Source organism: Actinomadura barringtoniae (assembly GCF_017573505.1).
GTDB lineage: Bacteria > Actinomycetota > Actinomycetes > Streptosporangiales > Streptosporangiaceae > Spirillospora > Spirillospora barringtoniae.
The window spans coordinates 251225-272568 of sequence record NZ_JAGEOJ010000001.1; the positions used below are offsets into that span (position 1 = coordinate 251225).

The window sequence follows — 21344 nt, forward strand, 5'->3', positions numbered from 1 at the left end:
AGGTGGCGTACCCGACCCCGGGGTACGCCACCTCGCCGCGGTCCCTAGGAAGTGTGATGCACCTCCTGCAGCGCGTAGACAGGCGTCGGGATCCCCTCGTACCGGGCCTTGAGCTGCAAGCCCAGGTAGAGGGAGTAGTGGCGGGACTGGTGCAGGTTGCCGCCGTGGAACCACAGCCCCTCCTGCCGGGTGGGCTTCCACATGTTGCGCTCCTCGCCCTCCCACGGGCCGGGGTCCTTGGTCGTGTCGGAGCCGAGGCCCCACACCTTGCCGACCCTGTCGGCCATCTCCTGGCCCGCGAGGTCGGCGACCCAGCCGTTCATCGAGCCGTAGCCGGTCGCGTAGACGACCAGGTCGGCCTCCAGCTCGGTGCCGTCCTCGAGGACGACCGAGTTCCGGGTGAGGTGGTCGACCTGGCCGTGCGCCAGCTTGATGTCACCGCTGGCGACCAGGTCGGCCGCGCCGACGTCGATGTAGTAGCCGGAGCCGCGCCGCAGGTACTTCATGAACAGGCCCGACTCGTCGTCGCCCCAGTCATGCTCGAACCCGGCCTTCTCCAGGCGGGCGTAGAAGTCGGCGTCGCGCTCCTTAATGGCCTGGTACACCGGGATCTGGAACTCGTGCAGGATGCGGTACGGCAGCGAGGCGAACGTCATGTCGGCCTTGTCGGTGGTCATGCCCGCCCGTACGGCCTCCTCGGAGTAGAGCGGGCCGAGCCCGAGCTCCATCAGCGAGTCGGAGCGCACGATGTGCGTGGACGAGCGCTGCACCATCGTGACGTCGATGTCGTGCTCCCACATCGCCGCGCAGATGTCGTGCGAGGAGTTGTTGGAGCCGATCACGACGACCTTCTTGCCCGCGTAGGCCTCCGGCCCGGGGTGCTCGGACGAGTGGTGCTGCTCGCCCTCGAACACGTCCATGCCCGGGAACTCCGGGAGGTTGGGCTTGCTCGACATGCCGGTGGCGAAGACGACGTGCCGCGGCGTGAGGATGACCTGCTCGCCGGAGCGGTCGACCGTGACGTTCCACCGTTCCGCGCCCGCGTCCCACTCGATGGCGGTGACCTCCGACCGCGTCCAGCACGGGATCTCCATCGCCGCGACGTACGACTCCAGCCAGTCGGCGATCTTGTCCTTGGGCGAGAACACCGGCCAGTTGTCGGGGAACGGCAGGTAGGGCAGATGGTCGTACCAGACCGGGTCGTGCAGGCACAGGCTCTTGTAGCGCTTGCGCCACGAGTCGCCGGGCCGTTCGCCGCGTTCGACGAGCAGCGCCGGAACGCCGAGCCGCCGGAGCCGCGCGCCGAGCCCGATGCCGCCCTGGCCCGCGCCGATGACCACCACGTACGGCTGCTCGTCGACGCCCATCCGCGACGCCTCAAGCTCGCGCTGCTCCTTCCACGTCAGGCGGTCCTTGTGCGCGCCGTGCTGAACGCCCCTGGGCCGCCGGTCGCGGGCGGGCTCCTCGAAGCCCTTGAGCTCGTCCAGGGTGGTGAGGAACGTCCACGCGCCCTCGCTGGTCAGCCGCAGCAGCCCGCGCCCCCGCCCTGTCGCCGTCTCGAACGAGAACCACGCCTCGACGATGCCCTCCCCCTCCACGGGCTCCTCGGTGACGCGGAACGCCGTGGGGGCGGTCGTCTCAAGGCAGGAGGCGAGCAGGTCGGCGACCCCTTCGCGGCCCTCGACCGTCTTGATGTTCCAGGTGAAGGCCACCAGGTCCCGCCAGTAGCTGACCGGCGCGAACATCCCGGCGGCGCGTTCGACGTCCCGGGCGGCCAGCGCGGCCTCGAAGTCCGCCAGCCAGCTCTCCGCCCGCCCCCGCGCTTCTGGGACTGATGAGACCTGAGCTGCCGATGGTGCGGTGTCGGTCATGTCCGTCTTCCCTTCTGCGAGTCTCCGAGACGAGGGGTGTCCTTCCGATGACATGCCAGACCTTGGCCAACGGCAAGAGCGGGCTTTACGCCCCTACTACAAAAGGTGTCGTAAGCACGGGGATGTGACTGTCCAGCGACGCCTGCAGCGGTACGCACGGCGGCTCCGAAGGCGCGGTTTCCGGGTGCTGCAAGAGCTCGTCCGGATGCTGCTGACGGCCTGCCTGCGTCTCGCCGACCGCCGAAGGAAACCGGTGCGGCCGCCGTCCCAGCGGACCGTGATCCTGCTGCATCACGCCTACGGCACCGGCGGCACGGTACGGACCGTCCTCACCTACGCCCGCCACCTCGCCGCGCAGCGCGACGTCGAGCTGGTCAGCGTGGTGCGCGAGCGCCAGAGCAGCTTCTTCACGATCCCGGACGGCGTCGGCGTCACCTTCCTCGACGACCGCATGGAACCGCCGCGCGGCCTGCGCGGAGCCGCCCGCCGCCACCTGTCGCGGGTCCCGAGCCTGCTCGTTCCGCAGAACGAGCCGTCCTACAAGCGCTGCTCGCTGTGGACCGATGTGCTACTGGTCCGCTACCTGCGTTCGCTTCAGGGCGGCGTGCTGATCACGACCCGGCCGAGCCTGAACCTGGCCGCCGCGATGTGCGCGCCTGCGGGCGTCGTCACGATCGGCCAGGAGCACATGAACCTCGGCACTCACCGCGGCGCCCTGCGCGCGCAGATCCTGCGCTGGTACGGGAGGCTGGACGCGGTCGTGACGCTCACCCCCTCCGACATGGAGGGCTACCGCTGCGCCCTCCCCAAGCAGATTCACGCCCCGCACGCGCCGCACCTCGACTTCATCCCGAACGCGCTCCCCGCCTTGAAGGGCGGACCGGCCGACCAGCGGGCCAAGACGGTCATGGCTGCGGGGCGGCTGGTGAAGCAGAAGGGGTTCGACCTGCTGCTGGCCGCCTGGCAGGAGGTCGCGGCCGCCCACCCCGACTGGACGCTGCGCATCTACGGCACCGGCCGCCTCCAGACGCGGCTGGAGACGCAGATCCGGGAGCTCGGCCTGGCGACCACCGTGTCGCTCATGGGCGCGGCGGGCGACATCGGCACGGAGATGTCCAAGGCCTCGATCCTCGCGCTCAGCTCCCGCTATGAGGGCCTGCCGATGATCCTCATCGAGGGCATGAGCAAGGGCCTGGCCGTGGCGGCGTTCGACTGCCCGACGGGCCCGCGCGAGATCATCACCGACGGCGCCGACGGGCTCCTGGTCGAGCCGGAGAACGCCGCCGCGCTCGCGGGCGCCATCGGCCGGCTCATCGAGGACGACGACCTGCGGCGGCGCCTCGGCGCCCAGGCCGTGCTCACCGCCGCCGCCCGCTACGACCTCACCGGGATCGGCGCCCGATGGGACGCCCTCTTCGACGAACTGGCGACGGCCGGGCGCCGTACTCCCTGACAGCGCCGACTCCCTGACAGTGCCGAGCCGCGGAGGAGAGCCCTTGATGCCCGAGCGTGTGCCCGAGCAGGAGAACAGAGCCAGACCGCTGTCCGCCGGCGGTTCGCTCTCGCAGGCCATGCTGGCCTTCGGGATCGTCGCGGCGGTGGTCGTGCTCGGCGTCGTCCATCGCGGCACGGTGGATGAGGGCGGGGACAGCCTCGCCACCGCCGACTGGGAGTGGCTCGCCCTCGCGTGCGCGGCCACCGTGACGATGTGGGCCGCCGGAACGGTCAAGCAGCTCGGCGCGATGCCGGTGACCCCGCCGCTGCGCAAGCTGTTCGCGGTCCAGGTCGCCGCCAACTTCGCCAACCACCTGCTTCCCGCCGGCGCGGGCGGCATGGCGGTCAACATGCGGTTCATGCGGCGCGAGGGGCTGAGCCGCGCGGCGTCCGTACGGGCCATCGGGATCAACTCGATGGCGGGCGTGGTGACGCACCTGCTGCTGCTCGTCTGCGCGGCGATGCTGGCGCCGTCCGCGCTGACCGACCTCGGCGCCAGGGCGTCGCGGCTCGGCCACGCGTTCACCGGCGGCGTCGGCCGCGGCGTCGCGCTCGGGCTCGCGATCGGGGCGGGCGCGGTCGTGCTGCCCGCGTTCGCCGTGGTGCTGGGGCGGCGCGACCTGCGGCGCCGCGCCGCCGCCCGGCTGGGTCGCACGCGCGCCCGGCTGCGCAGCGAGCTGCGGGAGCTGAACGCGGTGCTCAGCGACCCCGGCCGCGCCGCCATGCTGTGGCTCGGGTCGATGGTCACGCCGCTGCTGCACGCGGTCGCGCTGTACGCGGTGCTGCAGAGCGTCGACACGCCCGTTCCGATGGGCACGGTCCTGCTCATCTACGTGTCGGTGTCGGCGATCGCCGCGATCGCGCCGTCCCCCGGCGCGGTCGGCGGCCTGGACGTCGCGCTGATCGCGGGCCTCACCGGCGTCGGGGTCTCCTCGGCCGCCGCCGTCGGCGCGGTGATCGGCTACCGCATGATCACGGTCTGGCTGCCGCTCGTGCCCGGTGCGTGCGTGCTCGCCGTGCTCGTACGCCGCCGCGTCCTCTGACCTTCTCTCACCCTCATCGCCCGTTCCGCACCCGTTCGGCCACGCCGCGCGTACCGGTCTGGCACGCTGTGTCCCGGCGCGGTTCCGGCCCGCCCTTTCCAGCACGCCCTTCCACGCACGCTTCCGCGCACACCTTCCACGCGCGCACCGAGCCCTCGGGGGATGACAGCAGTTGAGCACGATCAGCATCGGCCAGGCCGTGATCCTGGGGGTCGTCGAGGGACTCACCGAGTTCCTGCCGGTCTCCTCGACCGGGCACCTCAAGATCGCCGAAGGCCTGATGGACATCCCCGTCGACGACAAGTCGGTCGTCGGGTTCACCGCGGTCATCCAGGTCGGTGCGATCGCCGCCGTGCTCCTGTACTTCTTCCGCGACATCGTCCGGTTCGTCGCCGCCTGGGGCCGCGGCCTCACCAGCGCCGAGGCCCGCCAGTCGCACGACTCCAAGTTCGCCTGGTGGGTGATCGCCGCGACGGTCCCGATCGTGGTCGTCGGCCTGGCCGCCAAGCCGCTGATCGACGGTCCGCTGGCCTCGCTCTGGGTGGTCGCCGCCTCGCTGATCGGCGGCAGCATCGTGATGTGGCTGGCCGAGCGGTATGCGACGTTCAGGCGCGGCGAGGCCGACATCACCTTCAAGGACTCCATGCTCGTCGGCAGCTCGCAGATCCTCGCGCTGCTGTTCCCTGGCTTCTCGCGTTCCGGCGCGACGCTGTCGACCGGCCTGTTCCTCGGCCTGGACCGGGTGGCCGCCACCCGCCTGTCGTTCTTCCTGTCCATCCCCGCCCTCACCGGCGCCGGGCTGTACGAGCTGAAGGACGCCACCGACGCCGACGTCGCGCCGCTCATCGTGGGCACGGTCGTCTCGTTCGTCGTCGCCTACGCCTCCATCGCCTGGCTGCTGCGCTACGTCGCCAAGCACACGTTCAACCTGTTCATCGGCTACCGCATCGTGGTCGCGGTCGTCCTGTTCGGCCTCCTCGTCAGCGGCAAGATCAGCGCCTGAGCCCGCCCCGGTTCCGCCTCTGGTGAACCGAACCGCCCTGTGCCGCAATAGACAGGGTGATGAACGACGATGAGCTGATCGCGGCCGTGGCGGCCGGCGACGACGTGGCGCTGCGGGAGCTGTTCTCGCGGCACGCGCCGTGGCTGGCCGCGCGCCTCGGCCGCATGCTCGCCGTCGACGCCGTCGAGGACGTCCTCCAGGAGACCTTCCTGGGCGTGTGGCGCGGCGCCGCCTCCTACCGGCCCCAAGGCCGTTCCGAGGGCGCGGCGGGCGGTTGGCTCTGGGGCATCGCCCGCCGGCAGGCCGCCCTGTGGGCGCGCCGCAACCGCGCGCTCGACCTGCCACCGGCGCCACCGCCGCCGCAGGCCAACGAGCAGGACGGCGCGCTCACCCGGATCGAGCTCGACGCGGCGGTCGAAGCGCTCAACGAGCCCGACCGGCTGCTATGGCGGCTGATGTACGAGGAGGACCGCAGCGTCGCCGAGGTCGCCGCAGCGATGGGCATCCCCGAGGGCACCGTGAAGAGCCGCGCGTCGCGTACCCGGAGACTGCTGCGCGCGGCGCTGGGAGGCCAGCAGTGAAACCCGACCTCGACCGTGTCTGGATCGGCGTCGCCGCGGAGGTCTGGCACCGCCCGCCGGGACGGACCGAACGTGCGCTGGCCGCGCTGCTGCGTTCCCCCGGGCTCGCGCGCGCCCTGCTCACCACGCCGTCGCTGCTGCTGCCGTGGCTGATCGCCTCGATCGGCGTGCTGGCCAGCGCCGCGCTCGCCGAACTGGCGACCGGCACGCCGCTGGTGCCCCTCCTGGCACCCGCCCTCGCCGCGGCGGGCATCGCCTACGCCTACGGGCCGGGCGTCGATCCCGCCTACGAGCTGACGCAGAGCATGCCGGTGAGCGACCGCATGGTGCTGATGGTGCGCTTCCCGGCGGTCTTCGGCACGAACGCGCTGCTCGGTCTCATCGCCTCGGCCGCCTCCGCGCACGCCGCCTCGATCACGTTCGGCTGGCTGATCCCGATGGCGACCGTGTCGGCGCTCGCGCTGGCCGTCGCGACCGTCGCCCGTTCGCCCGCCGCCGGAGTCGCGGCGGGTCTCGGCGGCTGGTGCATCACCGTCCTGTCGGCGCGCGCCGCGACCGGCCGCTTCGACGCCGCCGTCGCGCGCCCCGTGCTGATCCTGCCCTACCTGCTCGTCGCCCTGGCCTGCGGCGCCGTCGTGATGATCAGCACCGCCACGCCCCCATCACCGAAACGAGGTTGGCAGTGAACGTCGAGATCAGTGGCCTCGGCCGGTCGTTCGGGCGCAAGCACGCGGTCGACGGGGTCGACCTGGAGCTCGGGCCGGGGGTGTTCGGGCTGCTCGGGCCGAACGGCGCGGGCAAGACCTCGCTGCTGCGGGTGCTAGCGACCGTGCTGCCGCCGTCCTCGGGGAGCCTGCGGCTGCTCGACCTGGACCCGGGCGAGCACGGGCAGCGGCGCGAGATCCGGCGCCGCCTGGGCTACCTGCCGCAGAACCTCGGCTACTACCCAGGCTTCACGGTGTACGAGTTCATCGAGTACATCGCGTTGCTCAAGGACATGCCGCCGCGGACCGTGCCGCGCGCAGTCGCCGCCGCGGTCGAGGAGGTCGGGCTCGGCGACCGCGCCCGATCGAAGCTGCGCAGCCTCTCGGGCGGCATGCTGCGCCGCGTCGGCATCGCGCAGGCCGTTGTGAACGAGCCGGACCTGCTGCTGCTCGACGAGCCGACCGCCGGGCTGGATCCCGAGCAGCGCGTCCAGTTCCGTACGCTCATGCGCCGCCTCGGCGAGCGCGCCACCGTCATCGTCAGCACGCACCTGGTGGAGGATGTCGGGGCGGCGTGCGGCGAGGTCGGGCTGATGCTGGACGGCCGTGTGGTCTTCACCGGAACGCCCGAGGAGCTGAGCGCGCGCGGCGAGGCGGGCGGCGGCGTCGGGGACGCGCCCCTGGAACGCGGTTACAGCGCCGTCCTGGCGGAGAGCCGGTCATGAGCGGCGCGGGCTCGGTGCTGCGGCTGGAGGCGCGCCGCAACATCACGCCGCTGCTGCTCCCGGTCCTGGCTCTGCTGCTGTGGTTCTCGCCGTACGGGCGCTCGCTGGGAGACCCGGCACTCTGGGTGCGTCGCAGCAGCGCGCTGCTGGAGTCGATGGCGGGCATCGCGCCGTTCATGGCGGGCGTCGCGGCCTGGACGGGCTCGCGTGACGGCCGCAGGCAGACGCTCGACCTGATGGCGACCACCCCGGTCAGCGGGTGGCGGCGGGCACTGTACGGCTGGGCCGCCACGACGGCCTGGGGGCTGCTGTTCTACGCCGTGGCCGCCGCCGTGCTCCTCGTCCTGACCGCGCGGGACGCCACGTGGGGCGGCCCGTCCTGGTGGAACGTGGGCGTGGGCGCGGCGACGATCGTCGCGTTCTCGGCTGCGGGTCATGCGCTGGGCACGCTCTTCCCTGGCCGGTTCGTCGCGCCGCTGACCGCGATCTGCTCGTTCCTGGTGCTGGTGATCGGGGCGATCCTGAAGTCGGTCAGCACCCCGTTCGGGCTCGTCACACCGGTCGGGACGCCCATCGACCCCGATCACGCCATGTTCTTCCGCACGGGACCGGCCGAGGCGATCGTCCAGCTGACGTTCCTCCTGGGCGTCACCGCGGTCTCCTTGGGCGCGCTGGGCCTCCGGCACCGCGCGGGCATCGCGCTCGCCGCCGCCGGCACGGTCGCCGCCGCGACGGGACTCTGGCTCGCGGGTTCCAGCACGCTCAACTCGAACGAGAGCCGGATCTTCATCCCGCACCTCCAGCGCTCGGCCACACCGCGCGAGGTCTCCTACACCCCGGTCTGCGATCACTCCGCCATCCCCGTCTGCGTGCATCCCGCGTACCGCAAGGCGCTCGGCGACGTCGCGACCGCGCTGCGGCCCGTGACCGGCCAGCTCGCGGGCCTGCCCGGCGTCCCGTCCCGCATCGACCTGCGCCCGGACAAGAGCACCACCGGCAGCACGGTCCTTTACCTGGCACCGCCGCTGGACCAGGTCGACCACGGCAACCAGATCGTGGGCGACGACGCGCGTGAGTTGCGGGCGTTCATGGTCTTCAACGTCGTCGGGAACGGCGACGGCGCCGCGCAGCAGGCGGTCATGCTCGGGATCCTGGCCGCCGCCGGAGACCCGATGGACTCGGCCGTACTGCCGTTCCGCGGCGAGGCGGCCCCGGAGGTGACCAGCGCCGCCCGCCGCTTCGCCGCGCTGCCCGCCGCCCAGCGCAGGCAATGGCTCGCCGCCCACCTCGACGCGCTCCAGTCCGGACGGCTCTCCCTCAAGGACCTCCCGTGACGGCGCTTCCCCCGTTCCGCCTGTGCCGGCTCCACCTGGCCTCGCGGCGCGCGCCCGCCGCGCTGGTCGCGGTCGTCGCCTTCGCGCTCGTTCTCTGGACGACGACCCGCTGGCTGCACAAGGTCGGGCCGTGGACGCACGCCGTCCCGCTGACCGTCGCGCTGGGCGCCGCCGCCGTCATCGGCGTCACGACCTGGAACCCGTTCGGCGAGGTCGAACGCACCGGCGGCCGTCACCTGCCCGGCCTCCGCCTCGTCACCGTGCTCCTGCTGGTCGCCGCGACCGCGATCGCGTTCGCCGCCGCGACACCCGCCGACTACGCGTCCCTGCTCCGCCAGTTCGTCGGCCTGACCGGGATCGCCCTGCTCACCGCCGCGCTGCTCGGCGCCCGGCACAGCTGGACGATCCCGCTCGCCTACGCGGTCATCTGCGCGCGCGGCTTCGACCTCGGCTGGACGTCCCTGTGGGTCTGGCCGACCCGTACCGGCCACGACACCGCCGCCACGGCCATCGCCGCGTTCCTCCTCGCCGCGGGCCTGGCCGTCGCCGCCCTCCACGGCCCCCGCCAGACGGACTGAAACCCTTGCCCCGCCTCAGCCGTCCCACTTTCAGGACGAGCGAACGGGAGCCATGGACGAGCGCGACCTGAACGAGGCGGAACAGGCAGTTTGGCAGGCTTACCCATGCGGTGACCTCGTCGATCTGAGCATGGAGCAGGACCAGACGATCCGGGCCACCGTCCTCGCCGCGCTCCTGCTCGGAGCCGTTCCGCCGCAACCAGGGCACTCCCCTGGCATCCGGCTGCGCGGCGCGCGCATCACCGGCCGCCTCGACCTGGGCGGCGCGACCCTCGGCACGGGTCTGGACTGCGGCGACTGCGAGTTCGAGGAGGACATCGACCTCGCCGACGCGACCCTGCGCACGCTGCGGATCGAGCAGTGCACGGTCCCCGTGCTGCGCGCCGCCCGCATGCGCGTCGACGGCCTGCTCAGCCTCGACGGAACCCGCGCCCACGAGATCCGGCTGGAAGGCGCGCAGGTCAGCGGACCGCTCAACATGATCGGTACACGGGCCGGGCCGATCCAGGCGGACAATCTGTCGGTCGGCGGGCGCCTGTCCGCCGAACGCCTGACGGTGGACGGCACGTTCAGCCTCCACAACGCGTCGTTCGGCAGCAGCCTGGACCTGAGGAGCGCCCGGCTGCGCGTTCCCGACGGCATCGCGCTGAGCGGCGGCGGGCTCACCGTGCGGGGCGGCGTCTTCTGCTGGGACATGACCTGTGAGGGCGAGCTCCGCCTGGTCGGTGCGCGACTGGGAGCCAACCTGACCATGGACCGCGCGTGGCTGACCAATCCGGGCGGAACCGTGCTCGACCTCGACGGGGCGGCGGCCGGTCACATCCGGGCGCGGGACATGGTCGTCGAGGCGGGGCGCATCAGCATGCGCGGGACGCAGGTCGCGGGCAGCATCAACCTCGCCCGTTCGACGCTGCCCGCAGGCCCGCAATTGCCCGACGGCCCGGCCGCCGAAGCCGTCCTGGCGATCGACAACGCGACCATGGCGCATCTCGCGCTCCGCAACGTGCGCGCACGCGGCGAGATCATGGTGCGCAGCTGCCGCGTCACCAACCGGATCGTGCTGAGCGGCGCCCAGGTCCACAATCCCGGCGGCACCGCAGTGCGGCTCTCGCGTACGGAGGTCGGCGCCGATCTTCACTGCGACGGGCTCAACGCGACCGGCACGGTCAAGCTCAACCGCACGCGGGTCGGCGGCCATGTGGAGCTGGTGGACGTACGCCTGAAGGCGCCGGGCCGGTACGCGATCGAGGCGCACGGTCTCCAGGCGGGCGAGGTCTCGCTCCTGCCGGCCGAGCTCGTCCAGGGGACCGTGCTGCTGTCGCACGCGCAGATCGGCGTACTGCGCGACCTGCCCGAACGGTGGCCGACGCAGCTGGTTCTCAGCGGCACGCGGTACGAGGCGCTGGAGCCGAGGCTGCCCGCGAGCGCGCGCCTGCGCTGGCTGACGCGCAGCCCCGAGGGCTACGAGTCGCAGCCGTACGAGCAGCTCGCGCAGCACTACACCGAGACCGGGCAGGACGCCGACGCGCGCAAGGTGCTGTACGCGAAGGAACGGCATAGGCAGGCCGCGGAGACGCGGTTCATCCGCGTGTGGAGTCGTCGCCTGCAGGACATCACGACCGGCTACGGCTACCGCCCCTGGCGGGCCGTGCTGTGGCTGGCGGTACTGCTCGCCGTCGGCGGAGCGGTGTTCGGCATCTGGCCGCCCGACGCGCTGAAGAAGGACGAGGCGCCGCACTTCAACGCGCTGGTCTACACGCTCGATCTGCTGATCCCGATCGTGGACCTCGGGCAGGAGCACGCGTTCAATCCCGACGGCGTTCTGCAGTGGGTCTCGTACGTCTATGTCGCCGCGGGGTGGATCCTGGCGACGACGGTCGCGGCCGGGGTGGCGCGGGTCATTACCCGGCGCTGACGCGAGTCGTTACTTGTCGTCATTCTTTCTGCCGTCTTGGTGCTGGCCCGACCGGATACTTGATCTTACCCCGTGATGATCGTAACTAACGATCTACCTGGGAGGACGCTATGGCCGGACAAGGTCGCCAGCGGTTCCGTTATTGGTTCGACAACACGATGTCGCGCGGTACGCCGGCGTTGATCGGCTGGCTGGCGGCGGTGTCGGTGGTGCTCGTGGTCGCACTGAGCACCCTGATCTCGGTGTTCGACACGCAGCGGACCACCGTCGGGCACGCCATGGGCGAGGTCTGGAAGAGCACGGTCAGCACGTTCAAGCTCGGCGACGCGACCGAGGGCTCGTTCATCTACCGCGGCCTGGTGATCGCGCTCGCGCTGTCGGGGCTGTTCTTCGCCAGCGCGCTGATCAGCCTGCTCACCTCGGGCGTGAACAAGAAGATCGACGAGCTGCGCAAGGGGCGCTCGCTCGTCATCGAGAAGAACCACACGGTGCTGCTCGGCTGGTCCGAGCAGATCTTCCCGATCATCTCCGAGCTGGTCCAGGCGAACGCGAGCACCCGGCGAGGCTGCGTGGCCATCCTGGCCGACCGGGACCGGGTCGAGATGGAGGAGGAGATCCGCAAGGTCGTCGGGCACACCGGCCGGACCCGGGTGGTGTGCCGTACCGGCAACCCGATCGACCCGGCCGACATCGACCTGGTCTCGCCGCAGACCGCCCGTTCGATCATCGTGCTGTCGCCGGGCGGCGACAACCCGGACGCGCAGGTCACCAAGACGCTGATGGCGATCACCAACAGCCCGACCCGGCGGCAGGGCAGGTACCACATCGTCACGACGGTCGCCGACTGGCGCAACCACGCCGCCGCGCAACTGGCGGGCGGCGACGAGACGCTGATCGTGGACGCCGACGACATCGCGGCGCGGATCATCGTGCAGACCTGCCGGCAGTCGGGCCTGTCGGTCGTCCTCCAGGACCTGCTGGACTTCGAGGGCGACGAGATCTACATGTCGGCCGAGCCGTCGGTGACGGGCAAGACCTTCGCCGAGGCGCTGCACGCGTACGCGACCTCGTCGGTGATCGGTCTGCACCGCGCGGGCGGCGCCGTCCAGGTCGCGCCGCCGATGGACACCGTGATCGGCGCCGACGACCGGATCATCGCGATCTCGCAGGACGACGACACGGTCCGGACCGCGCCGTGGGGCGGCGTCCTGGTACGGGACGCGATCGCGCCGGTGACCAAGCGCGAGCCCCTGCCCGAGCGGACCCTGATGCTCGGCTGGAACCGCCGCGCGGGCAACATCGTCCGGCAGCTGGACTCCTACGTGAACCCCGACTCGACGCTGGACATCGTCGCCGACGTGCCCGACGCCAAGATCGAGATCGACCGGCTCGCGTACGGCCTGGACCACCTGTCGGTCTCGTTCGAGCTCGGCGACACCGACACCCGCGCCGCACTGGACACCTACGACCTGGCGGGCTACGACCACGTGATCGTGCTCTGCTACGACGAGGAGGACGCCCAGTACGCCGACAGCCGGGCGCTGATCACGCTGCTGCACCTGCGGCACATGCAGCAGGAGACCGGCAAGCGGTTCCAGATCGCCAGCGAGATGAGCGACGACCGCAACCGCCGCCTCGCCCAGGTCACCCAGGCCGACGACTTCATCGTCAGCGACAAGCTGATCAGCCTGCTGATGGTGCAGCTGTCGGAGAACCGGCACCTGTACGAGGTGTTCTCCGACCTGTTCAGCCCGGAGGGCGCGGAGATCTACCTGAAGCCCGCCGGCCAGTACGTGCGCCTCGGGGTCCCGATGGACTTCCACACCGTGGTCGAGGCGGCGCGCGAGCACGGCCACATCGCGATCGGCCATCGCGTCGCGCGCCACTCGACGGCGCCGCCGAACTACGGCGTCGTGCTGAACCCCGACAAGACCCGGCAGGTCGAGTTCGGGGAGGGTGACCGGATCATCGTCCTCGCCGAGGACTGAGCCGGGAGCGGGGGCGCATTCACGCTCCCAGCTCCGCCGCGGCCAGAGCCGTGCCCTCGATCCGGGCGGCGATCTTGGCGAAGGCGGTCTCCTGGGAGGTGGAGGTGTCGTCGGCGAACGGGGAGAACCCGCAGTCGTCGCAGGTTCCGAGGCGTTCCACGGGCAGGTGCCGGGTCGCGTTCAGCACGCGGTCCCGCACCTGCTCCGGCGTTTCTATGACCGGGTCGATCGGGTCGATCACGCCGACGAAGACCCGCGCGTCCGGCGGCAGGTGCTCGGCGATCACCGCGAGCACCTTGTCGGGGTCGGCCTCGCTGGCGAGCTGGATGTAGAAGTTGCCCGCCTTGAGCTGGAGCAGCTTGGGCAGCAGGCCGGTGTAGTCGATGTCGAGGCTGTGCGTGGAGTCGTGGTCGCCGCCGGGGCAGGTGTGCACGCCGATCCGGGCCCGTTCGGCCTCGGTGAACCTCTCCAGCACCCGGTTGTTGAGCGCGATGAAGTCGTCCAGGACCCCGCCGCTCGGGTCGAGCTTCAGCGACAGGCGCCCCTCGGTGAAGTCGAGCTGGACGACGTGCGCGCCCGCGTCGAGGCAGCGGCGGATGTCGGCGTCGGCCTCGTCGATCAGGTCGTCCAGGAACGCCTCGCGCGAGTAGCCGTCGATGCCGCCCGGCGGATAGAGGAGGCTGAGCGCGGACGGCGCGATGACGGCCTGCTTCACCGGCACGCTGGCGTGGCCCTGCGCGATGCGCAGGTAGTCCTCCGCGCTCACCTGGTAGCGGAACGGTCCACCGGTGAGGACGGGCAGCTGGCGCTGGTGCCCGTCGGCGAACGGGATCACCACGCCCTCCGGGGCCAGGCTCAGCCCGGCGATCGGGTAGGTCGCGAAGCTCGGCTTGGACTGCTCGCCGTCGGTGACGACCGGCGAGCCGAGCGCCTCCAGGCGCACGATGGTGTCGTGCACCGCCCGGTCCTGGGCGGCGACCAGCTCGGCGATGGCGATCTCGCCGGCCTCGTAGGCCACCATGGCGGCCAGCAGCTCGGGGGGACGTGGGATGCTACCGATCGGTTCAGTAGGAATGCTCACGCCCGCGAGCCTAAGTAACCATCAGTACACAATCAATCGCGGTTCGCGACCGGACTCGGACACCTCGTTCAGGTGGTTGACCTGGTCGTCATCGTCGTCGCGGGAGCGCGGCCAGCTCAGGAGCATGTAGAACGCGGCGGACAGGCTCAGCAGTATCACCAGAGCCAGGTCGACGAGAATCACGTGTGTCATGGAAGGACCCCCTAGACCCCTTCTTCGTCTTGTTCGACCCGTTCGGTTGCCTTTGGCGACTTTTGGGCCGATTCACCTGCAGAGAGCGGTCACGACGCCCCTCATCACGCGAAACGCGCAGAATGTGACGCAGGTCACTTATTTCGCATTCTTTGCGAAGGAATGGCCTGCGATATGTCCCTCTTTGCGTTCCTTCTGGTGACATGGCGTGGTGATGAGGTGACCGAGGTGAGCCGGGGGCGGATACATGACGCAGGTGACACCTGAGCTCGACGACGTGCTCGCCGGCCGCGTACGGGCCGGGGAACCCGAAGCGTTCCGCGATCTTTACGAACGCCACCGGGAGGCCGTCTGGCGCTGCGCCCGCGAGTACGCGCCGCAGGACGCCGACGACCTGGCCGCCGAGGCGTTCGCCCGCATCTTCCAGCAGCTCCGCGACGGCGGCGGGCCCGAGACGTCTTTCCGGGCGTACGCGCGGACGGTCGTGCGGCGGCTGGCCGCCGAGCGCGGCCGCCGGGCCGGGCGCGAGGAGGCCGTCGCCGAGCTCCCCGAGCAGCGCGACCCCCGCGACGAGGCGTCCGGCGCCATCGACCGCGAGCAGATCCGCCTCGCGTTCGGCAAGCTGCCCGACCGCTGGCAGCGCGCGCTGTGGCTGACCGAGGTCGAGGGCTGCGGCCCCGAGGACCTGGGCGCCGCGCTGAACGTGGCGCCGGGGGCCGCCTCATCGCTGGCCCACCGCGCACGCGAGGGACTGCGCGAGGCCTACCTGCTCGTGCACGTCGGGACACGGACGCCGCGGCGCTGCCGCAGCACGATCGACCGGCTGCCCGCGTACGTGCGCGGCTCGCTCACCCCAGGCCACACGGTCCGGGTCCGCGAGCACCTCGACGACTGCGCGTTCTGCCGTACGAGGCTGTTCGAGCTGAAGGAGCTCGACCGCGACCTGCGCGGCTTCCTGCTGCCCGTGCTGCTCGGCGGTACGGCGATCGCGGCGCCCACATTCTTCAGCGGCACCGTCTTCGGCGGCGCCATCGTCGGCCGGATCCGGGACCTGTTCGCCAGTAGTCCCGCCGCCTCGACGGGCGTGGCGGCCGCGGGCGTGGCCGTGGTCGCCGCGGCCGGGATCGCGGTCGGCCAAGTCCAGGGCGGCGAGGCGTCCTCCAGGGCCGCGCTCGCCCGCCCGGCCGCGCCCGCCGCCCAGAACGAACGGCATCCGGCCGCCCCGCCCGCTTCCCCGTCACCCTCTCCGCGCGCGAACCGTCCCGCCAAGCCGCCGCTGCCGCCGCTGGTCGCGCCGCCGCCGATCTCCCCCATGACGACCCCGTCGGACCCGTCGGCTCCGTCGCACGAGGAGACGCAGCCGCGGCGGCCCAAGTCGAAGGCGACGCCGAAGCCCACGTCGTCCACGCCCAAGAAGAAGAAGCCCACGTCCGGCACGTCGATGCGGGTCGAGCAGAAGCCTCGCCACAAGGTCAAGCACCGCAAGCACAAGCTGAAGGATCCACACTCGCTGACCGGCGACACCCGGCCCGGCAAGCCGCCCAAGCACGAGAAGCCGCCCAAGCACGAGTCCATCCCGGACCCGCCCGATCAGGGCGGCGACCCGAGCGAGGTGCCGCCGCAGGAGCCGGACCCCACGCCCACCCACCACAAGCCCACGCACAAGCCGACCCACGAGCCGACGCACGAGCCGACGCACGAGCCGACGCACAAGCCCGGCCACAAGCCGGGGCACTGCGAGGCACTGATCTGCGTGCGGATCCACATCGGCCATCACGAGCGCTATGTTGGCGATCATGACGGTGCAGCTGAACGCGACGGCACGGTGGCTGATCGACGGAGCCAACATCGGAGTTCTCGGCACGGTGAACCCCGACGGAAGCCCGCAGACGTCGGTCGTGTGGGTGGCGCGCGACGGTGACGACGTGCTGATCTCCAGCCAGGCGGGGCGCCGCAAGGTGCGCAACCTGGAACGCGATCCGCGCGCGAGCCTGAGCGTCTTCGACAGCTACGACCCCGAGCGGTACGTGGAGGTGCGCGGCACCGCCACGGTGACCGAGGACGCCGGCCGCGAGATCGCGATCAGGCTGGCCGAGATCTACGCGGGCCCGGGCGGCGGCGAGGAGTTCGCCGCCCTGCCGCCCGAGGCCGTGCGCGTCGTCATCCGCCTCACCCCCGAGCACATCGCCGGCCACATGTGATCAGCCTGCGCCAGTGATCAGCCTGCGCCAGTGATCAGCGGGTGCCAGTGATCAGCGGGTGCCAGTGATCAGCGGGTGCGGTGGGCCTGTCCCCACAGGGCGGGCCAGCCGCCGGCACCCACCCAGGCGGCCGGCACCCTGACGCCGTGCGCCGAGACCTGTCCCCAGAACGCCTCGGTGTCGGCGCCCAGCTCGCGCGCGGCCGGAAGGGCGCGCTGCCACGGCCCCTCCTCGTCGTTCAGCTCGCTCGCGGGGTACCCGGGCATGGTCACGATGCGCGGCGGCGCCACCTGGGCGAGCTCGGTCTCGGGCGCCCGGCAGGTGATGGTCACCGCGAGCGCGCACAGCGCCTCGGGCGTCGCGCGGCGGACGACCGCGCGGGCGAGCGCCGGGTCGTTCTCGCGGGCCAGCACGCCGAGCGCCGCGCGCACCCGCCGAGCGACCACGTCCATCGAACGCGAGGGCGCCACGGCCTTGAGCCGCACCAGCTTGCGCAGTGACCCGGGCAGCGGCGCCTCTTCCTCCAGCAACGCCAGCTGCCCGTAGCGCTGCAGAGCGTCGGGCTCCAGCCCTTCCACCGCCGCGGCCAGCGGACGCGTCGCGGTCAGGGTCCACAGCCGCCGCAGGTCCCGTGCGTCCAGCGCGTTCCGACACGCGTCCAGCAGTTGCTCGGGCGCCATCCGGCGGAGCCGCGTCAGCGCGCCGTCCGACTCCTCGACGCCCGCGAGCGCCTTCAGGGTGAGGAGGACGTCGCGGGTCACCAGCCGGTCCCACGCCCGCTCGGCGAGCGGCCCGAGCTTGGGCCCGATCTCCTGAACGAGCCGCCGCGGCGCCCCCTTGCGCGCGGCCGGGGCGTCCCAGTCGAGCGCGGCCTCGTCGGCGGCCTCCTCGTCCTTGCGTACGGCCGGGATCTCGGCGACCCACGCGCGCACGCGCTTGTCCAGCGCCGCGTCGGGATCGGCGTTGAACCGCGCCGCGATCTCGTCGACGCGCCACGCGGCCTCCGAACGGTGCGCGGCGACGATCTCCACGTTGACGACGATCCGCCCGGCCTCGTCGTACAGCGCCGCCAGCGCGTTCCGGCCCTTGGTGGCGAGGTCGCCGTAGTACGGCCCCGAGATGCAGTTGCCCATGTAGGCCGACCAGCCCGCCAGCGTGCGGGCGTTCCGTGCCACCTCGAAGCGGAGCCCGGTCCCCGGCACGGTCGTCCCGTCGAGCGCGGCGATCGGCTCCGGCACGATGAACTCCCCGCGCAGCGCCTCGGCGATCGCGGTCCCGCCGCGCAGCCCCTCGACGAGCGCGAGCCAGGTCCGCACGCCGCGCGGTGCCGTTCCGCCGAACGCGACGAGCTGGGCGGCGACCGCGACGGCCTGGTTGACCGAGTCGAACCGCGGCATGAGCGGCTCGTCGCCGATCCGCGGCGGGTCGCGATCCAGCCAGTGGTTCTCGCCCTCCACATGAACGGCGGCGTCGTGGCCGTGCAGCTGCGCGACCGCGTCGACCAGGTCGGCGTACCAGAGCAGGTCGCCGTAGGTCTCCGACTCGGCCGGGCGGTCGCTGAGCGGCTCGGGCACCCAGTCGCCGCGCCGCATCCACATGAAGCCGCCGTCCCAGGTCTCGGGCGGCCGGACGGTCGTGTGGCCGGTCGCGTGCCGCCACCTCTTCACGATGCTGCGCGCCCAGTCCGACACGGCCTCGCCGGGCACCTGGAAACCGCCGCTCAGCATCTCCTCGACCTGGTCCATGACCACCAGCGCGTAGTCGTGCCCGCGCTTCAGCCGCTGCTCGACGTAGGTCGCGTCGCCCGGCTCGACGATCCCGCGCTCCAGCCTCCTGCAGATCTCCGAGACGTGGAGGGTGGGACGGGCGGGCAGACCGGTCACTCCCTGCACGCGCCGCGGCGGCCGAGCGGCCCAGTGCGCGGTCACCTCGTTGTCTGCGGCGGTCAGGACGGCCTTGCTCCGCGCGAGTCCCTCCACCAGCCCGTGGTCGGTGACCGCCACGGCCGCGCGCAGCAGCGCGGTCGCCGCGAACGCGTCCTCGACGAGCCGGTCCAGGACTCCGACCCAGTGCTGGTTCGGAGGCGTCCAGCGCGCGAGGTCCGCCAGCGCGGGCTGCTCGTCCTGCCCGAGGTCCAGGTGGTAGCGGGCGACGCGCACGATCAGGTCGTCCTCGAGCTCCTTGCGGCGGCGGCTCAGGTCGTCCTCGCGGCTCTGCTTGGCCTGGGACGCGAGCAGCCGCGCGCGGCGCGCCAGCCACGTGTGGTGCGCCGACACCCGGGTCCACATGTCGACAAGGAGATCCAGGCGGCGCGGGCCGGGCAGCGGCTCCAGAACACGGGAGAGCTGCTCGCCGAGCACCGACGCCAGGCCGCCGGAGGTGAGCTCAGCGCCGTCGGGCGCGCGCAGCTCCAGCACCTTCTCCAGCTGCTCGGGCCCGAGAACGTCGCTTGCCGCGGCGGCCAGGTGCAGCGCGTCCCACCGGCCCTCGACGACCGCGCGTCCGGCGGCGGAGCCGACCCGCTTGGTGGCGGACGGCCCGAACAGCGCGACCAGGAATCCGGCGCGCGAGCCCAGGCGTCCGGCGCCGTCCGGGCCGAGCGCCTTCAGCGCCGCGAGCACGGCGTCACGCTGGTCGCCGCGCGCTCCCTCCAGGCGTGCCGAACGGAAGCCCGCGCCAAGGTCCACGCCCGCACCGGCGGCGACGACACCGCCGTCCCGTACGAGCCCGGCCAGCTGCGCGAGCGCCTGCCGTACGTCGGCCTCCGGGGCGCCCGCGGGCCCGAGCGCCACGGCGGCGCCCGGCTCGGGCTGCGTCTGTCGCGGTAGCCAGGCGTCGAGACCGGCCCCCATCACGACACCGCCCGCAAGGCGAAGATTCATTGGAAATATCATGCAGCAGGCGACCTGCACGAAGCCTCCCAATTTCGCACCTGGAGCCTCCACATCGGCCCGCTTGGCTTGCCTGCATGACAGAACCGGACTGGTCTCGCGGCGCGCGTCTCAGCCCCGCCCTCATCCAGAGCCTGCAGCGGTTCCAGATCGGCGAGGCCGGTGACGGCGCGAACCTGGTCCGCAAGTCCGACAAGGCCGGGGACGCCGACTACTCGGCCGCGGTGCGCGTCTTCATCGCCGAGGAGCAGAACCACGCGCGCATGCTCGCGCTGCTCCTTGAGGCCGGAGGCGCCGAGCCCATCCCGGGCCACTGGAGCGACGCCATCTTCGTAAGGCTCCGGCGGATGCTGGGGCTGCGCACCGAACTGCTGGTACTACTGGCCGCCGAGTTCGTCGCGCTCACCTACTACCGCGCGCTGCGCGACGGCACCGACGATCCGCTGATCTCGGAGGTGGCGGCCCTGATCCTGGCCGATGAGGAACGCCACGTCCCGTTCCACTGCGGACGGCTCAGCGGCCTTCCGCAGGTCGGCATTCGCCTGTGGCAGGCGTTCCTGGCCGGAACGGCCGCCGTCGCCGCCGCCGACCACGCCCCGGCCCTGGCCACCCTCGGCATGTCCCGGCGCCGCTTCGTCTCGACCGTCATGACCGAGTCCAAGCAGGTCACGGCGGCACTCTCGGCCCGTAGGAGACCCGAAGCCGACCCGAAGGCCCGCCCCACAGGCTGTCGGTATGACGGACAACAAGAACCCGGACAACAAGAACACCGGCAATACGAACCCGGTAACGGTCATGGGACTCGGCCTCATGGGGAGCACGCTCGCACGCGCCTTCCTTGACGCGGGCCACCCCACCACGGTGTGGAATCGTTCGGCGGCCAAGGCGGAGTCCCTCGTCGCGTCCGGCGCGACCCGCGCCGAGTCGGCGGCCGGAGCGTTCGCCGCGAGCCCGCTCGTCGTGATCTGCCTGTCGGTGAACCAGAACGTCCACGACGTCCTGGAGGGCGCCGGGAACGCGGTCGCCGGGCGGACCGTCGTCAACCTCACCAACGGCACCCCGGCGCAGGCGCGCGAGCTGGCCACCGCGGTGACGGCCCTCGGCGGCGAGTACGTCGACGGCGGCATCATGGCCGTCCCGCCGATGATCGCCCAGCCGGGCGCGCTGATCCTCTACAGCGGGCGGGAGACGGCGTTCGAGACCCACCAGGCGACCCTGGAGGTGCTCGCCGAGGCGCGCTACCTCGGCACCGACCCCGGTCTGGCGCCGCTGTACGACCTGGCCCTGCTCACCGCGATGTACGGGATGCTCACCGGCTACTACCAGGCGACCGCGCTGATCCGCACGGAAGGGGTGAAGGCCGCCGAGTTCACCCCGATGGTGCACGCGTGGGTGACGGCGATGATGGCTGGCCTGCCGCGCGCGGCCGAGGCGATCGACTCGGGCGAGCACGCGACCGAGGTGTCCAGCCTGGCCAACAACCAGGCCGCGTTCCCCAACCTGATCGAGGCGGCTCGCGAGCAGGGCGTGGACACCAGTCTCATGGAGCCGGTCCGCGCGCTGCTGGACCGTTCGGTGGCGGAGGGCTACGGCGACGACGGGCTCCCGCGCCTCACCGATCTGCTCAGCGCCCGCCCCTGAACGCCCCTCGGCGCCCGCGAACGAACGCCTCGCCGCCCCTGAACGAACGCCCGGCCGCCCCTGAACGAACGACTGTGTACTTTTACCGGATCACCGTCTGGA

18 protein-coding genes are annotated in these 21344 nt (G+C 72.0%); 14 read left to right on the forward strand and 4 right to left on the reverse strand.

Annotation, left to right across the window (positions count from 1 at the left end; genetic code table 11):
- Positions 1 to 44 precede the first annotated feature (44 nt).
- Complete coding sequence (locus tag J4573_RS01120) at positions 45 to 1871, reverse strand: NAD(P)/FAD-dependent oxidoreductase (RefSeq protein ID WP_208253288.1); 1827 nt, start codon at positions 1869 to 1871, stop codon at positions 45 to 47.
- A 184-nt stretch (positions 1872 to 2055) separates the two neighbouring features.
- Here J4573_RS01120 and J4573_RS01125 point away from each other — a divergent pair, with 184 nt between their 5' ends.
- The 10 genes from J4573_RS01125 (at position 2056) to J4573_RS01170 (ending at position 13236) form a co-directional block, all read left to right on the forward strand.
- Positions 2056 to 3324 (forward strand): glycosyltransferase family 4 protein, encoded by a 1269-nt coding sequence (locus J4573_RS01125; RefSeq protein WP_307796441.1) that lies wholly within the window; start codon positions 2056 to 2058, stop codon positions 3322 to 3324.
- A 46-nt stretch (positions 3325 to 3370) separates the two neighbouring features.
- The gene (locus J4573_RS01130) at positions 3371 to 4408 is read left to right on the forward strand and encodes a lysylphosphatidylglycerol synthase transmembrane domain-containing protein (RefSeq protein ID WP_208253289.1); all 1038 of its coding nucleotides are present in this window, start codon (positions 3371 to 3373) and stop codon (positions 4406 to 4408) included.
- Between the two features lie 172 nt (positions 4409 to 4580).
- Positions 4581 to 5411, forward strand: a complete 831-nt coding sequence (locus J4573_RS01135; RefSeq protein ID WP_208253290.1) for an undecaprenyl-diphosphate phosphatase — start codon at positions 4581 to 4583, stop codon at positions 5409 to 5411.
- A gap of 59 nt (positions 5412 to 5470) precedes the next feature.
- Positions 5471 to 5992, forward strand: coding sequence for an RNA polymerase sigma factor (locus tag J4573_RS01140; protein ID WP_208253291.1), 522 nt, complete (start codon positions 5471 to 5473; stop codon positions 5990 to 5992).
- Positions 5989 to 6678, forward strand: coding sequence for a hypothetical protein (locus J4573_RS01145; protein WP_208253292.1), 690 nt, complete (start codon positions 5989 to 5991; stop codon positions 6676 to 6678). The genes J4573_RS01140 and J4573_RS01145 overlap by 4 nt, the downstream gene beginning before the upstream one ends.
- Positions 6675 to 7421 carry an ABC transporter ATP-binding protein gene (locus J4573_RS01150; protein WP_208253293.1) on the forward strand — a complete coding sequence of 249 codons (747 nt, stop codon included), beginning with the start codon at positions 6675 to 6677 and terminating at the stop codon, positions 7419 to 7421. Before J4573_RS01145 ends, J4573_RS01150 begins: the two co-directional genes overlap by 4 nt.
- Positions 7418 to 8755 (forward strand): hypothetical protein, encoded by a 1338-nt coding sequence (locus J4573_RS01155; RefSeq protein WP_208253294.1) that lies wholly within the window; start codon positions 7418 to 7420, stop codon positions 8753 to 8755. Before J4573_RS01150 ends, J4573_RS01155 begins: the two co-directional genes overlap by 4 nt.
- Positions 8752 to 9333, forward strand: coding sequence for a hypothetical protein (locus tag J4573_RS01160; RefSeq protein WP_208253295.1), 582 nt, complete (start codon positions 8752 to 8754; stop codon positions 9331 to 9333). The genes J4573_RS01155 and J4573_RS01160 overlap by 4 nt, the downstream gene beginning before the upstream one ends.
- A 52-nt stretch (positions 9334 to 9385) precedes the next feature.
- Entirely contained in the window at positions 9386 to 11248 is a 1863-nt protein-coding gene (locus tag J4573_RS01165) for a hypothetical protein (RefSeq protein WP_208253296.1), read from the forward strand.
- Positions 11249 to 11358: 110 nt separating this feature from the next.
- Positions 11359 to 13236, forward strand: a complete 1878-nt coding sequence (locus J4573_RS01170) for a CASTOR/POLLUX-related putative ion channel (protein ID WP_208253297.1) — start codon at positions 11359 to 11361, stop codon at positions 13234 to 13236.
- A 19-nt stretch (positions 13237 to 13255) separates the two neighbouring features.
- On the opposite strand, the gene J4573_RS01175 is transcribed toward J4573_RS01170, so the two are convergent.
- The gene (locus tag J4573_RS01175; protein WP_208253298.1) at positions 13256 to 14317 is read right to left on the reverse strand and encodes a cobalamin-independent methionine synthase II family protein; all 1062 of its coding nucleotides are present in this window, start codon (positions 14315 to 14317) and stop codon (positions 13256 to 13258) included.
- Between the two features lie 21 nt (positions 14318 to 14338).
- Positions 14339 to 14509: a hypothetical protein gene (locus tag J4573_RS01180; RefSeq protein WP_208253299.1), complete on the reverse strand. Its 171-nt coding sequence runs from the start codon at positions 14507 to 14509 to the stop codon at positions 14339 to 14341.
- 247 nt (positions 14510 to 14756) lie between these two features.
- Between J4573_RS01180 and J4573_RS01185 the strand changes: the two genes are divergently transcribed.
- Together J4573_RS01185 and J4573_RS01190 are read left to right on the forward strand one after the other, a co-directional pair.
- Positions 14757 to 16430 (forward strand): sigma-70 family RNA polymerase sigma factor, encoded by a 1674-nt coding sequence (locus J4573_RS01185; RefSeq protein WP_208253300.1) that lies wholly within the window; start codon positions 14757 to 14759, stop codon positions 16428 to 16430.
- A complete protein-coding gene (locus tag J4573_RS01190) occupies positions 16375 to 16710 on the forward strand; it encodes a PPOX class F420-dependent oxidoreductase (RefSeq protein ID WP_208253849.1) in 336 nt (111 codons plus the stop codon). Before J4573_RS01185 ends, J4573_RS01190 begins: the two co-directional genes overlap by 56 nt.
- 68 nt (positions 16711 to 16778) lie before the next feature.
- Here the strand turns inward: J4573_RS01190 and J4573_RS01195 are convergent, their stop codons facing one another.
- The gene (locus J4573_RS01195) at positions 16779 to 19592 is read right to left on the reverse strand and encodes a hypothetical protein (RefSeq protein WP_208253301.1); all 2814 of its coding nucleotides are present in this window, start codon (positions 19590 to 19592) and stop codon (positions 16779 to 16781) included.
- Between the two features lie 86 nt (positions 19593 to 19678).
- On the opposite strand from J4573_RS01195, the gene J4573_RS01200 reads away from it, so the two are divergent.
- Both J4573_RS01200 and J4573_RS01205 read left to right on the forward strand, forming a co-directional pair.
- Positions 19679 to 20443 (forward strand): ferritin-like domain-containing protein, encoded by a 765-nt coding sequence (locus J4573_RS01200; protein WP_208253302.1) that lies wholly within the window; start codon positions 19679 to 19681, stop codon positions 20441 to 20443.
- Positions 20337 to 21242, forward strand: a complete 906-nt coding sequence (locus J4573_RS01205) for an NAD(P)-dependent oxidoreductase (RefSeq protein ID WP_208253303.1) — start codon at positions 20337 to 20339, stop codon at positions 21240 to 21242. The genes J4573_RS01200 and J4573_RS01205 overlap by 107 nt, the downstream gene beginning before the upstream one ends.
- Positions 21243 to 21344 lie beyond the last annotated feature (102 nt).

Coding starts and splice junctions, on each gene's coding strand:
- J4573_RS01120 (WP_208253288.1), bottom strand. CDS start 1,871: ATGACCGACACCGCACCATCGGCAGCTCAGGTCTCATCAGTCCCAGAA.
- J4573_RS01130 (WP_208253289.1), top strand. CDS start 3,371: ATGCCCGAGCGTGTGCCCGAGCAGGAGAACAGAGCCAGACCGCTGTCC.
- J4573_RS01140 (WP_208253291.1), top strand. CDS start 5,471: ATGAACGACGATGAGCTGATCGCGGCCGTGGCGGCCGGCGACGACGTG.
- J4573_RS01155 (WP_208253294.1), top strand. CDS start 7,418: ATGAGCGGCGCGGGCTCGGTGCTGCGGCTGGAGGCGCGCCGCAACATC.
- J4573_RS01165 (WP_208253296.1), top strand. CDS start 9,386: ATGGACGAGCGCGACCTGAACGAGGCGGAACAGGCAGTTTGGCAGGCT.
- J4573_RS01170 (WP_208253297.1), top strand. CDS start 11,359: ATGGCCGGACAAGGTCGCCAGCGGTTCCGTTATTGGTTCGACAACACG.
- J4573_RS01180 (WP_208253299.1), bottom strand. CDS start 14,509: ATGACACACGTGATTCTCGTCGACCTGGCTCTGGTGATACTGCTGAGC.
- J4573_RS01185 (WP_208253300.1), top strand. CDS start 14,757: ATGACGCAGGTGACACCTGAGCTCGACGACGTGCTCGCCGGCCGCGTA.
- J4573_RS01195 (WP_208253301.1), bottom strand. CDS start 19,592: ATGAATCTTCGCCTTGCGGGCGGTGTCGTGATGGGGGCCGGTCTCGAC.
- J4573_RS01200 (WP_208253302.1), top strand. CDS start 19,679: ATGACAGAACCGGACTGGTCTCGCGGCGCGCGTCTCAGCCCCGCCCTC.
- J4573_RS01205 (WP_208253303.1), top strand. CDS start 20,337: ATGACGGACAACAAGAACCCGGACAACAAGAACACCGGCAATACGAAC.